The sequence below is a fragment of the Moraxella catarrhalis genome, assembly GCF_001632285.1.
GTDB classification, from domain to species: Bacteria; Pseudomonadota; Gammaproteobacteria; order Pseudomonadales; family Moraxellaceae; genus Moraxella; species Moraxella catarrhalis.
On the sequence record NZ_LWAH01000016.1, the window covers coordinates 413,436 to 428,227 of the forward strand.

A 14,792-nucleotide genomic window follows, 5' to 3' on the forward strand; every position below is an offset into this window, starting at 1 on the left:
AGTGAAGGTTTAGTATATAAAATATCCCCAAACATACCTATACCAGTTTATTTATACCATAAATAAACCCTATGAATATTAGGAGTAAATACCAAAAACCTACCCATATTAGGTAGGTTTTTAGTGCGTATTAGTATAGAAATTTTAGACTAATAAATCAAGACACTCTTCTTATTCACAAGAACATAGCTATTAATGGTAACTGTGCTAATGCACCAATACCCGTAAATGCCCCAAGACCTGTATTAAACATAGGGAAAAATGGATTTAATAAACCAGCAACAGGTAAGTATTCTTCTACCATGAAATGTTGAAGCATTGCATGACCACCATTTTGATGTAGTTGTCTTGCTAGTGCTCGTTGGAATCTCACAGTAAACTTAGTAAACATAAACAGACCCAAATCATTTGCTGCTTGTAGCGTACGGTTTGTAGGAATGTCATAATTAATAAATACTTCCTGAGCCATCTGAATACCATCTTCAAATGCAGCTTTCTTAGATTTACCCATCTTCAATGATTTTCTTTCAATATGCTTAGCTAACACAAATTTAGCAGCAAAATCAGAGAACTGAGTAGATTCACTCAAAAACTTATGAATCTCAGTATCAGGGTGGAATGTTGCCCACTTCATTGTTGTGCGTACTGGTTGTGGTATCTTCTCTGCAAGGTTATCTAATTTCTTCTCAAAGTCAGATTTAAATAACTTGGTTTCAGAACCCATATCAATGTCTTCCACAATCGTACTCATCAAGCCTTCTTCCATGTACTCGTGCATACCTGAATTTTGCATATTCTGTCTGACAGCAACTAACTGTGCTTTAAGCTTCTTACGCTGAGATTCAGAAGTTGCATTAAGCATCTCAAAGTTAATACGCTGCTCTTCTGCTTGTAATTGACGATAAGCTTTACCTTCTTTCCAAGCATAGAACATACCCCTTGCTAACTCTGTAGGTGTAATACCATGAGCTGCTGAGATTAACGCATTAGCGATAATGTTACCAATCAGAACTTTGACAGAACGAATCACAATAAGGTCTTTGGCTTGGGTAACAAACCATTCCCAAACATATTGATGATTAGCAGCTTTATTACGAGCTTGCTTACCATAGATATTTTCATACAAAGTTACCATGAACTTCTCAAAGTAATTACGCTCACCACTCACCTTATCAAACATTTCAGAGACATTATATTTTCTAAAGCCAAAGACAGAGTTAAATACTGCTGTACGGATAACAAATGGTTTACCCTTACCAAATTGATGCTGCATTTCTTGGTAGAACTCATAAGGCATCATACGAAGCATCTCTTGAACTCTTGGGTCAGGAGAATTAGGGTTAATCACGGTAAAGTGTACAGGTGAGATTTTAAAACCAGTTGTAGGATTCTTAGCGTCTTCAGCCAGTACCTGTGCTAATGTACGCTGTGTATCTACTAACTTTGGTTTAGCAACCAATTCACTGCCCATAGTGGCTAACATCATATCAAATGATAAATCACGGTCTAGTAGCTTATCTCTTAGTTCGCCTGACATTTCATAGTTATAACCCAAAATCAGCATATCATTACCATATCGTGGAATGAGATGATTGCCCTTAATATTTCGTGGATCATAGCTTCGTGCATCCATTGTCTTAGCAAGTTCAGTATTACGCTTTAAACGACCTTGACCTACACGAGCTAATTCTTTAGCATTAGTCTTATAGTTAAAGACTTCATAACCACGGAAGTGAGTATCTTTCATATCCAAACCACCAGAGTTATAACGAGCATAGGGTGCGTTCTTGTTAATCATCAGATAGCGAGGTTCAGTATTATCTAACTCATCTTGAACAATAGAACCATGTAGTACTTGTTCATAGCCCTTTTGGATATAATCATCTACTTCTTCAGCTTTTACAGCAACGACATCTACATGCGGATTATGAATGGCAGGCTTAAATCCTTTGATATAGTTCAATGGATTGTCCTTAAACTCTTCTTTGGATTTCTTCACAAGGTCATGATGGGTATTAAGCATAGCAATCAACACTTGACCTTCATTTTGAATCAAGTCCTGTGTTGTGTACATATACTTACCATTAACCATCTCTAAACCATGTAGTGTAACTAGCTCATCTACAGCTTCAAAGATATTCTGATCCATCTGTTCGTATGGGGTAATGCTTCGTGTACCTGCAGAAGTTGCAATCAATTCAGCGTTCTTTTTCACATCGCCTGAGACTGTTTCACCTACCATATACCAAGCCAAGTCTTTGGTATCTTTAAGCAGTTGATTGAAATGCTCACGATTTTTTGACAAAGACTGTAGCTTATCTTCCAACTCTTTAATACGAACTTTTCGTTGTTTTGAGTTGGCAATATAATTGAGTGTTTGTTCCATACCATGATAATGCAATAGTGTCTGTGCATCAGACATCATTACAGTACGAGTGATAGACTGCTTAGCGTGGTTATCAAATCGTTTAGGGTCTTTCATAATAGAAGCAAAGTTATTTAACATAGACTGCTTATAGTTAGCACGGTCTTGGGCGACTTTATTTACAATACGAATAACACGCTCTACAGTATGACCCACGCCACGCTGACCTAGCATTTCATTGACAGTTTCTTTGATAAAACCCCGTGTTGCTGATTTGATGTCTTGGTTTCCACCATAAGACATATTCATATCTAAACCAGTAATCGCCAAACCTGCTTCTATCGTAAGGTTCATACTGTCCTTTGCAACACTGCTCTTACTAAGATTTTCTGATTGCTTCGCTGCTTTAATACGCTCTTTATGACTACGCCAAGTATCACGCATTTGACTGGACATAGGTAAACCACTGATGATAGCTTCACTACCAATATCCCAAGTCTTATCCCATACCCAGTTAGCAGCGTCCATAGGCTTTTGATAGACCGTATTCCATGCTTTATCTATCATAGATACACGAGCTAGACGAGCATTAGTTTCAGCATTAACCAGTTTTGCCATAAGCTGTTTGGTTGCTTCAGAAGTACTATTTGCATTGATATATTTGGTTCTCAATAAATTCATAGCTTTGTGCCATAAATTCATGAACTTATCAAACCAACTATCATGCTTGGTTTTGCGTAATTCTACTTTCTGATCAGTTAATTCATTGAATGTTTGTGATGATAAAACCAAAGCAACAACAGAAGCTAAGTTATTCATCTCACCTATAGATTTAAACAATTTACTGTGTTCTGTATCATACAGATTTTTAACTTCATCATTCACTGTATGATAGTCAGGATACAGATCAGCAGCAGTAGGATAAGCTTTAATCAGTTGTGCATGAATCTTATTAAGTTCTGATGTAATGTTAGAATCAGTATGATTGTTTACTAAGAAATCTACAATACTGGTTACTGCTTGGTAAGATAGCTGTTCTTTGACCGTCATATTGAATGTATTTGGAACAAACATTTTATTCACCTGTTTAGCAGTATCTAAAAGACTCTTTTGCTCCATCTCACTTAAAGTACTATAAGCAATATTACCATCAAACAGACTATCCCAAACTTCTTGTAAATGCTTATTCCACCCATCAGTTAGTGTCTGACTATCCAGTGAATTAAACACTTCTGATACAGATTGTCTATCCGTTTCATCAAATATCTGTGAATAACGAGTGTCTTCGTTGCTATCTGTAGTAAGCTGTGTTATATTGGTTTTGTCAGATGCACCCATACTATCACGAGCAAGTGTAGGGGTAGTATGCGTAGGCTTGGAAGTATCAAATCCTACTCCTTGTCCATCATCTGATACTTTATTTGAAGCTCCCACATCAGTACGAGCGGAATAGGACTGATTGTGCGTAGGACTGGTTTTGCCATCACCCTTGCCAGTACCATCTTCAAATATCTCAAATGCGGTGATCACCCAAGCATTACTGCCTTCAGCTTTCCTTAGAGCCACAAAGTAACCTTTGTGAGTAATCTTAATATTTTTTACGCCATTAGATGAATTATAAGCATCTGCTGTACTGCCTTGTGCAATAGTCTCCACAATGTTGTGTGTCAGCATCTCAACCACTTCATCATAACTCATCTTATCCTTACGGATTCTTGCTTCTATGATATGACTGATGCCTTTAGCTCCTTTGGTTTTACCATTGGTTTTGATGATGCCTGTATCACCCCAAACAAAATCAATCCATCCAATATCGTTACGATACATAGCACGCTTAACATCCGCTTTGGTTGTGATGGCTTTATTCATGGCTTCTGTACCACGCTTAATATTGGCTTGAACTGACTTCATAGCAGAAGCACTAAAGCGAGTATCATTACTTGTTAAGGTCAGTAAATCCACAGGTGGATTATCCATGATGGTTTCAACATTTTGTACAAATGCTTTATATCCATCACCCTTAAAACCAAGCACCTTAGATGCTAAGCGTACCAAGAAATCCATCACAGATGAGATGCCTTTTCTTGGTTTGATACCTAAATCAGCAAGCTCCATAGCGTAATCAATATAACGCATCATCTCAGGGTCAGTCATACCATAAGCGATAAACTCACTTAAGCCAGCATAATGATTACCATTAGTTGTATCAGCTTCTTGAGATGCTTTGATGACTTCCATGATTTGATTAACATAAGTTAAATCATCTTCTTTGGTGTCATGACGACTATGCCCATACTTTTTATTAAACGCTACATCTTCTTGCCACTGAGCCATGACAGCATCAAGCATCTTATTCAGATGATTTAATTCACTGCGTAGGTCTTGAGCGTTAGAGATGATGGCGTACTCAGTCAGAGCGTGTACAAGCTCATGATTGATAACTCGTAGCTTATTCTCATCGTTACCACTTTGGCTAAAGGTTTGGTTATCCAAAGTCAATGTATGGGTAGTTACATTATAGCTTCCATAGGCACGAGTACCATTAGGCGTAGTTACATCAGCAAACTTCACAGACATCTTGCTTAGGTGTTGGTTGGCTTTACCCATCAACATCTTATTAAGCTTTAACTGTACTTCACTGACATTAACCAAACCTTTAATGGTTTGGTCAAGCTGTTTTAGGTTTTGGATTGTTGGCTCAGTTGGTGTACTGGACGAGTTAGTAAATGCAGCTCCCTGAGTACCGTCTGTTCCTGTACTTGTTGTGGGAAGTTGGGAAACTTGTTCTGTTGCTCTGGTGTCAGAGAGTTGTACAATTCCAGACTCGCTTGTTTGCTGTTTTGTAGTATCTGTTCTTTTGTTTGGTTCATAACCCATTACCTTAATAGTTGTATTAAGAGCCAAATCTTTTTCTAATTGATTGATTTGATCTACAACCTTATTCTTTTCTTTAAGAGCAGTTTGACGGTCAGCATCTGTTACTTGATACTCACCAAATTCACCTGCATACTGGTGTAGATAAGCCAAATTAGCTAACTGATCTAGTTTATTAAGCTCAGTATCTTTAACTTCATTAATTAAACTAGTAAGTCCTTTGGTAAGCTCAGCAAAGACTTCATTAACATGGAAATCTTCACGAATAACCCCATCTTTAATAAGTGCATAGCTACTTTGGATAACACTGGTTAATGCCCGTAATGACTCAAGCTGACCATGATAACTTACCAAAGCTTGGAAGGTTGCTTTGTTTTGTTGGGTAATCATATCAAGCTGATTATCAATAGCCCCAATATTTGCATCATGAACATTAATATTAATCTTCTTACCCATAGCCATAGCAAAGGATGAGATATAACTATCCATAGACTGTGTTTGAACAGAGTTAGCCAATAGAGCTTTATCTTCAAGATGTATATGTCTTGCAGGACTACCAAACGAAGTTGCTTGATACTTACCTGATTTATTTACTAAGAAGAAGCTGTTATTGGTCAGATTCGCTTTATCTACGAACAAAATCTCTGCTAAGCGTGTTAAACGAACCTTAGCTTTGGATTCATTATTTTGTACAGAATATACATTATGAATCTGTGCCTGAACTTTATCCATCACAGAATGGACAAGCTCTTCACGCTCTTTATCAGATAAACCACGATAGCTAATTTCTTTAAGAGCTAATTCGTTTGCCAGTCCCCTATCTAAACCAGTCTCAACTAAAGCATTAGAGATTCTCTCTGCAACAGTCTGTATAGCACGCTCTTCTACTTCACGATACATTTGAGTAAATAACTCAACTGTACTGCTTAGTATACGCATATTGACTTTATTCTTCTCAATATAAACAGCTTCATAGTCCTGCAGTACTTCTGCAAGATATTGACCCATAGTAAAGCTATATTTATTATCTAACATAGCTTCATCTTTAGGGCTAATCCAAGCTTCTAGCATATATTTGAGATCTAAGTTCTCATTAATAACCACTGCTTTAGGCTCATTATCAATAGTAATATCCCATTGAATAGGTTTTTGTGTCATGAATGAGAATAAACGATCTACTGTCATTACTTGGTTTAGAAGCTTAGCTCTTTGGGTGTCATACTCTAACTGAGTCATTTGACCTGCTTCTAGGGCTTTTTTATTTGCAATATCCTGTTGAGCAGCAAGTGTAATATTATCTTGCATCTCTTTTAAGAAAGTACGAAATACAGCTTTCTTAAGTGAACCAACCCCTGCACCATAGTTAAATGGAATCAAGACACTCTTAGCCACTGCTCGTTTAGTTAAGCTCTTTTGTACTCTCATTAATGCACGAAAAACCTGTTCATTATGGTTGGCTAGATCTTTTTCTAAATTCGCATGAAACCCCATAATAAAAGCTTCTTGTGCTTTCTCATTAATGACAGCGTTCTTAAAGGCAGTATAATAATCACCCAAATTCTTATCATGACGAGCATCAAAATAAGATTTAAAGGGGTCATTAAAACTAAAAAAACCCGTGCGTAATAATAACTCTTTATAAAATGCACCATTCCAAAAGTGAGCCAATGCTGCACCGTTATTTAAACCATCAGAGCCTAAACCAAGTGATGTTGTAAAATTAGCGTGATTATTTTCTTGTGTAGTTTGAAAATCTGCCCATTCTCTTAGAGCTCTTAATGAGCTACCAGTCATAGCCATCTCATCAATAACACTACTAAGATGATTCATCTCTTCAGATGAAATCTTATCACCTGCTTGTGCTTTAGAAACAATCTCTGTCGCTTTTTGAATATGTTCTTGGTTTAGATATTCTATAAAAGCAGGAATAAACACATAACTGGGCAGCTTATCTACGGTAAACCCTTCTGTGAATATTTCTTTAGAGCCAGTATTTTTAAAATAAGCTTCAATGAAGTCTTCACTGCCTTCCATATTCTCAGCTAATGCACGCAGGAAGTAAGTCAGGTTTAATTCATCTTTAGTCAAATGTTTAGAATGAATTTCTTTACCATGCTCTTTAAGCTTACTTTGTAAAGAGTCTAATACTGATGAGCCATCTTTATTCTTAAGCTGTACAGTTACTTTAAAGTTACTAGGCTCAGCCATAGCACGGTGTAGTTTAGAAGACTGATAGTTAAAGACATTACTGTTATAGTGCATACGACTATTAACAGCCATAAACATTGTATCCCAGTACTTACGGACACCATCTACTTTTGGGATACTATTGATGAAATCTACAGCATTTGTCCAATCACGCATAACAGCTTCTGCCTTGCCTTCTAAACCATCACGGTCATTGATATGAGCTGTTTGTAGTTCACCTTCTTTTAACTTAGCACCAATCATCTCAAGGAAAGCATCTTCATGTTGGGAAGCCAAATTAGTTAATAGACTAAAGGTAGGTTCATTAATCACATTTGCATGGGCTTGTGCTTTAGCAACACGCTGGGCTTGTAGGTCAGTAACTGTTGCATCAGTTCGTTTGATTCTACGCTTAACATTAGCAACGCTTTCTTCTATTGGCTTAAGTGATGGCATGCGTACAGCACTAACACCACCCATAATATCTGTCAGATAGCCTGCTGTACCTTTATTGGCTTCACTGATTTCATTGATGCGTTTGTTTATACCTTCACCTTCTTTATTGGTAATAGAGACAAAACGAACAGTACCATGTGAATTAAAATCTTTTTCATCAATAACACCACGAACTTCTTCAATAGCTTTTTTATGTTTTTCACTAGAAATGCTATGTAAGTGAATTAAATCCGCAGATTGCATTGCTGATAATGCCCAAGTACCCAGTGCAGAATACAGACGAGAATCTACCGTAATAGAACCATTTTCTGTACGCTGAATATTTAATGTTTCAGCAATTCGTTTACCTAAATCATCAGCAACCTTGACATAACCTGAGCCAATATACTTATAGGTTTCCCACATTTCTTTAGTAATATAAGCATTGTTTTTTTGTTCTACATCATTACTGGTTAAACCAAGTAAAGCAAGAATATCATCACGCATATTCATAGTATGATTAGCAACGCTGTTTAGATAGTCATAAGCACCATAACTCAGTGCATCTAAAACATTACTATCAAATTCACCAGTTTGTTTATCATAGAAGTAGTTTGCCAACGCTCTGTTTTCATAACCTTCATCCGTTGGTTTAAATACTTGTTTTAGATGCTCACGAAACTCAGCAGTAAACTCAGCAAAATCATTAATCTGTTCTCTTTGTGCTTTTGTAGGTGGCTCAAGATTTAATATCTGACTTGCTTTAACTGGGTTTGTATAAAGCTCTCTGACAAAGTTTTGGATACTACTTAACGGTTTATGTAGTGTCTGTGCTTGTCTAAAGCTTGTTTTTAAGATATTTCTAACAACTTTAGAATCCTTTGTTGCAGTAATAGGTTTTGTCAGATCTTCCTCAATATTTTTAGCAGGCTCATTTAATTGGCGTATTTTAGCTTCAGAAGATTTAGAGAAATTCCCTTCGCTATCTAAAACACTCAAAGAAGTGCTATCACTAACAATACCTAACAGTTTTGTATACGCTGTAGATTCATCTTTACTAAACCCAAAGAAATTAGTAACAGCATCCATTAAAGCATGATAAGCCTTAGTAACTTTGTTCTTACCACGAGATACTTTAACTTGTTTTAGTACAGACTTAACATCTTCATTAAATAAACCAAGCTGTAATAAATCAGCAGCAGAATCCGTTGCTCTCATCAGTAGTGCTTTACTGTTTTCAGTAAATTTTTGATTTGGGTCAGATAAGATTTTACGCATGTGCTTACGCACATCTTTATTGATACTGTCTATTGTTAAGCGTAATTCACCCAGCTTGGCTTGTCTGTCAATAACTTCATCATCAAAGAGCGTATCAGTGTTTTGTTTACCTTCTTTTCTATTAGCATCTCTTTGTTTTTTGGCTTCAATGTTAGCCAAGGCAGTCACATGATCTAGGGTATCTAGTTCATCAGCAATGTTACCAATCTGCTTATGTACCATTGCTTGAGCAATATCACGAGTAATATCTTTACTATCTTCACTCACACGGATGGTGTCATCATCATAACTGGCTTTTTCGTCATAGCTAGTTTTGTCTTGAATCTTAACTTTAATATCAGGACTATATCTAGACAATACACTGATTAGTGCTTGGTTTTCAGCTTGAGATTTATCTTTAGTTTTAATCTGAGATGATTCTATAGAACTGGCTAAATCACTTACTTTAACTGGCTTATTGATAAAGCTCTTTTCAATAGGCGTATTTGTAATATAAACTGTATCTTCTGCTTTGTTTTCTTCTTTTGCTTTAGAAGTAGATTCTAGTTTACGAACCTGCATTGGTTTTAGTACAGTTTCTTTCGTGATTGCATTACTAGCACGATTCGTTGGTATAGATGAATTACGCTTTACTGCAACTGCCTCTTGTGGTGTTATAAGCTCATCTGCAGAAGATTCAGCCTCTTGGGTAGAGTTTTCTTTTGTATTGGTAGAAACATCTGTAGGAAGCGTCTTTGTCGCTTCTGTGGTGTTATTTTGATGAGATTCAAAGACACTAAGGTCAAAACCAGTATTTGTATTTTCATCAATACCAGTTTCAGTAATTCCATTATTATCAGTAATATTAGGTGGAGTATTATTTCCTGCATTACCGCTGTTTAAATCAGTATTTGTATTACTAGTACTATTAGTAGCTGTATATTCATTGAACTTATTTAAATCATCTTTAGAAAAGACATGGGGTTTATATAAGTTATCTTCTTTACCAAAGGTATTCGTATCAATAGGTCGTTGAATTTCACTATGAAACTGACCATCTGCCATTAATGTACCCATATTAGATAGAACATTAAAGACAGCTTGTGGTTGCTCTTTATATGATATTTTTTGTAGTGCTGGGTGTTTACGGAGTTCTTCTACCACTCTAGGAACAATCGCAGCTTCACTAAACGCTGAGTTACTCATCTTGTGCTGTACAACAAAGCCCGTATTAGGGTTAGCAGCCATCTGTAATAATGCACGACTAAAATCTTGGTTATTGCTAACAGCAACACGCATAAAGTCCATATAGCGGTTAGCACTTTCAATCATAGCAGCATCTTTACCTGCCTGCGTACCATCATGCACAATGCTATACATATCCCCACCAAACTCTTCTATCAACTTAAGCTTCTGTTGATCATGAGCGTTGGTTGAATTGACATAGATGGGTGATTGGATAGGTGATCCAAAGATACCTGCTTTAATGACTTCTTTATTTTCATCAACAAAGACATTACTTCTAACAGTAACTTGACCAGTTTTAGGGTCTTTAGCTGACCCAGTACCACGATAGATACTAGATAAAGATACTGTTGCCATTTTACCTTCATCATTGACCTGCCTTTCACCACGCCCAAGCCAAACATAATTAGGTGTTGCCACGCCTTCTTGGATTTTACGCTGATATTCACCCACACTACTATCACGAGCCAAAGTATCGTTATATGGGTTTGTAGGCAAACGAAAAGGTTTTCTTTGGGTAGGTACACTAGATGGTGTTTTTGTTACAGGTGGTGTAACAGGTATAGATTCTTGTGTAGGTGTTGTTGTAGGCTCTATAGTAGGGTCTGATGTTGTAACATCAGCTACAGGCGTTTGATTAATATTTGATGCACGAGTAACTTGTACAGGCTGTTGTTGCTGAGATACGCCAGTATTAATTTGACTAAAGTCTGTTAAACCAAAGTCTGATACTTTAACTGATTCTTTAATGCGGTCAGATGCACCATGTAACTCATAAGCTTTATCATAACCTTGTTTGATTTGATTAAGGTGAAAAGCTTCTTCAATCAAATTATTAACAAAGTTTCTTGAGATATTACTAATCTCAATAGCACCTGTTTTAGCACGCAACTCTTTTGAGATACTGCCTTCATGTACTTCCCATTCTTGGCTATCTGCTTTACGGGCAATATACAACGGCTGTTGATTTTCATCAAAGCTATCCATTGCTTGTTTAGCAGCACTCGCTTTAGATGTATGGCTTTCATTGAATCTAGACAAGTGATTATAGTAACTGTCTAGTACGCCAATATCATCTGTCTTTAAGTACTGTACCAAACCTTGTTGGTAGCTTTGTAAACCAATATAACCATCTTCAGCACGCTTGGCTTTTTTACCAATATAAATATCATGCTTAACATCGTCTGTATTTTTAGTCGCATTTTCTACAACACGCACTTCCTTTAATAAGCGAAGTTTCTCAGCGTGTTTTTCACTTAATGCACCTTGTTCTACCAAAATGTTAATCATGTCATCAGAGAGCATCTCAGAATAACGGATGATCTCATCAAAGGTATCTTGCTGTGCTTTACTGACTGCTTCAGACTCTACAGAGACTTGTTCTTGTTGTGAGTTAGTCTGATTATCAGCAACCTGTGCTTCTAGTGAGCTAATCTTGTCTTGCAACGCTTTTTGAGCTTCTGCTTCTTTAGTTTTGGTTTTTTCATCTTTTAATTTCGTTATTAAACTTTCTAGTCGCTCTTGTGCTGTACGGTTATCATCTATGTTCAGATTACTGTTACTAGACTGACTAGAAAAAGACCCAGTGTAATTAGAGCCTAATAGACGATTAATATCAGCATGACCCTTATCTAACTTGGCTTCATGTGTGCTAGAGTCAAATGATGCACCGCTTTTTAATTTATTTTGACCATAAGCCCAACCAATAGCAGCATGACCCCAGCGTCTGTCTTTTAAGTCAGGGTTGGCTTGTTTTAAGAAGTTACGAGTATCATAAGTACCACCTCTATACTGACTAAGTGTTATTCCACCACTTTTCATTTCTTGCATAAAAAAAGCAGCCATTGCATCTAAACTGGCTTGTGTTTGTGGAATACCTGACTCTTTAACATCAATTCCCCTATCTTTTAAAAACTTAAATAGGTTAGTACGCCTGCCTTGTTGCCAACTGATGAAGCCAAAGTTATTAGCACCATTAGCATGGTCTGAGTGAGAACCAAACATAGTCTTAGCACTAAAGCCATTTTCACGGTTTACCTCACCAATTAAGTAGCGTGCCTGCCCATCAGTAAAGCCTGCTTTACGAAAAGCCGTATAAGTACCCATAATCAAGTCATCACGACTCTTATTGCTATTATCAATACTGAAGTTAGTTGAGTACTGAGATGTACCTGATACTACTTGTCCTTGTGCTTGGGTAATACCTACTTTGTCATAGATTGGTTTATACCATCCACTATCAGGGTGTGCTTTGTATTTATCTGCTTTAGCATAATCAAAACCACCAAGGAAAGTTACACCCATTTCCTTAGCAATATTAGCTAAGTCAGTATTCATGCGAGTACCAAGCTTACTGTCATCTTTAAAGTTATTAGCAACACCCATAACTTGTACGGATGCACCATTATCTTTTAGATACTTAATCTGCTTACGGATTGTGTTTAAATCAGCCTTGGTATTATTAGATAAGCCAGTAGATAGAACGACAGTTTTACCTTGTAATTCACTCTTACTAAGTTTCGTGATGGTATTAAGTACTTCATTAGGATTACGACCGTCTTTACTGTAAGAAGTAACACCAAACTTTTTATATTGATTACCAAACGCATTGGCAATGCTATCACCAATGGCAATAACGCCTGTAGATGCTTGCTGTGTATTAGTAGTACCAGTCCCAACACCATCCACATTAGTATATTCAGGGATTTCAGGTTGATAATTAACAGCATCCGTCAGTTGTTGTTCTGCTTGTTGTTTGCGGTTATGGTAAGCTTCAGCATTTAGGTCAAGAATACGCTGTAAGACTTCATCAGAAGACATTTCTTGGGATAACTGTAAGTTACTTACTTGTTCTAACGCAGCAACGGTATCTTGTAAGGGTTGTACTTGGTTATTAAACCAATCATTTCGCTTTTTTTGTAATTTCTCTTTTTTCTTACCATCAGGCAGTTGTGCCAGTTTTTCATCAAATTCAGTAAGACGACTCATAGCCGTTGTTAATGCTTGAGTCTGTTCAGCTTTAGCACTATCAATATCTATCTCACCTAAAGCAGCTTTGCCTGCACTGACTTGATAAGCATAATTAGGATCATAGTTTTTGTTATTTGGGTCTGTCTTTAAAGTAGATCTAAAACCCTTAACATCTCCTACTGCTGCTTTTATGTTACCTACTATAGCAGGACCACCTGCCATACCAAAGCCTACAGCAGCTTCCATACCTGCATCTTTACCTACTTTACCCCAATCAATTTTACCTTCTTTTTGTTGTTGGTTTAGAGCAGATTCTAATGCACCTTGTACAGCTTCCTGACCTGTTTCAGTAGCTGTATTAACAGCTGTTGTACGAGCTCTATTTGCAGAGTTAGCTAATATCCTTGAAACATCTCCATTAGCAATGATTTGTTCAGTAGAAAATGAAGAAGGCAATCCTTTACTAACAAGACCTAGACCTGCACCTGTAGCGAGATCGTACGCCATATCCCTATGTGTGCTATAGCCTTTATCCTTTGCTGTATCACCCATCTCTACAACAGCAGATGTAACTGCTGTACCTATTCCTGCTCTTGTACTTGCTGATAAAGCTGCATTAGCTACCTTTGCACCCCTGCCAATAGCACCTGCAGGAAGTGCTTGGGGTAAAGATGATCCAGCACCTGCAGCCAAGAGATTAGGTTTAGTTAAACTATGCCCAAAAGTAGCAGCAAATTTGAGTAAAGGGTTTTCAATATCTTTAACTGCTTCATCTACTTCAGCTTTTTGACGGTAATATTCATTAGAGTATTTTTTAGCTATATACTCTTCTATAGCCTTTGCATCATAGATTCCCAGCTTCTTTAATGCAGCTTGATATATCCCTGCATTGACAACTCGCCCTGCTATCTTCTGTTCACTCTCAGGCATTGGAATTAAAGGTTTGGAGTCTCCAGTAAACATAGAATAAGCGTTATTAACTGGATTAACAACATGCTGTGTAAGCATTGTATCAGCCACTGCTAAACCACCTTGAATTAATGAGTTTACACCTGAAGCAGCACCCCATCCTGTATCAGTGAGTATGTTACCTCCGTTATGTCTAGCTGTGACTTTAGGAGAATATACAGGAGCAATCTCAGGTGTAATAGTGTTATTTGTAGCAGCTTGCTTATAAAAACTATTTTCTGAAGCCAATCGTGCAGCTTCTTCATCTGTAAGACGCTTCTGTCTTTCACTATGGGTTTCAATACCCATCCTCTTTTGGGCTTGTTCTACTTGAGCAATATTGCGTGATTGGGCTGCTTGTAATTTTTGAAGGACTTTATCAAGATCAGTACTCATAGTTTACCTATCCAGTTACTCTAAGAAATAAAGTAAGTTTACAACTAGAGAAAGATAGATAACTAATTTGCGTCCGTTGGACGCTTTTGTGGTTTGTTTTTTATTAATTCTTTTA

The 14,792-nt window shown here is 37.0% G+C and carries 1 protein-coding gene; it reads right to left on the bottom strand.

The window, feature by feature from the left end; all coding sequences use genetic code 11:
• Positions 1-175: 175 nt before the first annotated feature.
• On the bottom strand, positions 176-14,677 hold the full coding sequence (locus tag A4U55_RS08285) for a putative barnase/colicin E5 family endoribonuclease (protein WP_063454232.1): 14,502 nt from the start codon (positions 14,675-14,677) through the stop codon (positions 176-178).
• Positions 14,678-14,792: the final 115 nt, after the last annotated feature.

What these genes read in the sequence shown, in the direction of transcription:
- A4U55_RS08285 (WP_063454232.1), bottom strand. Translation starts at nt 14,677, where the DNA reads ATGAGTACTGATCTTGATAAAGTCCTTCAAAAATTACAAGCAGCCCAA.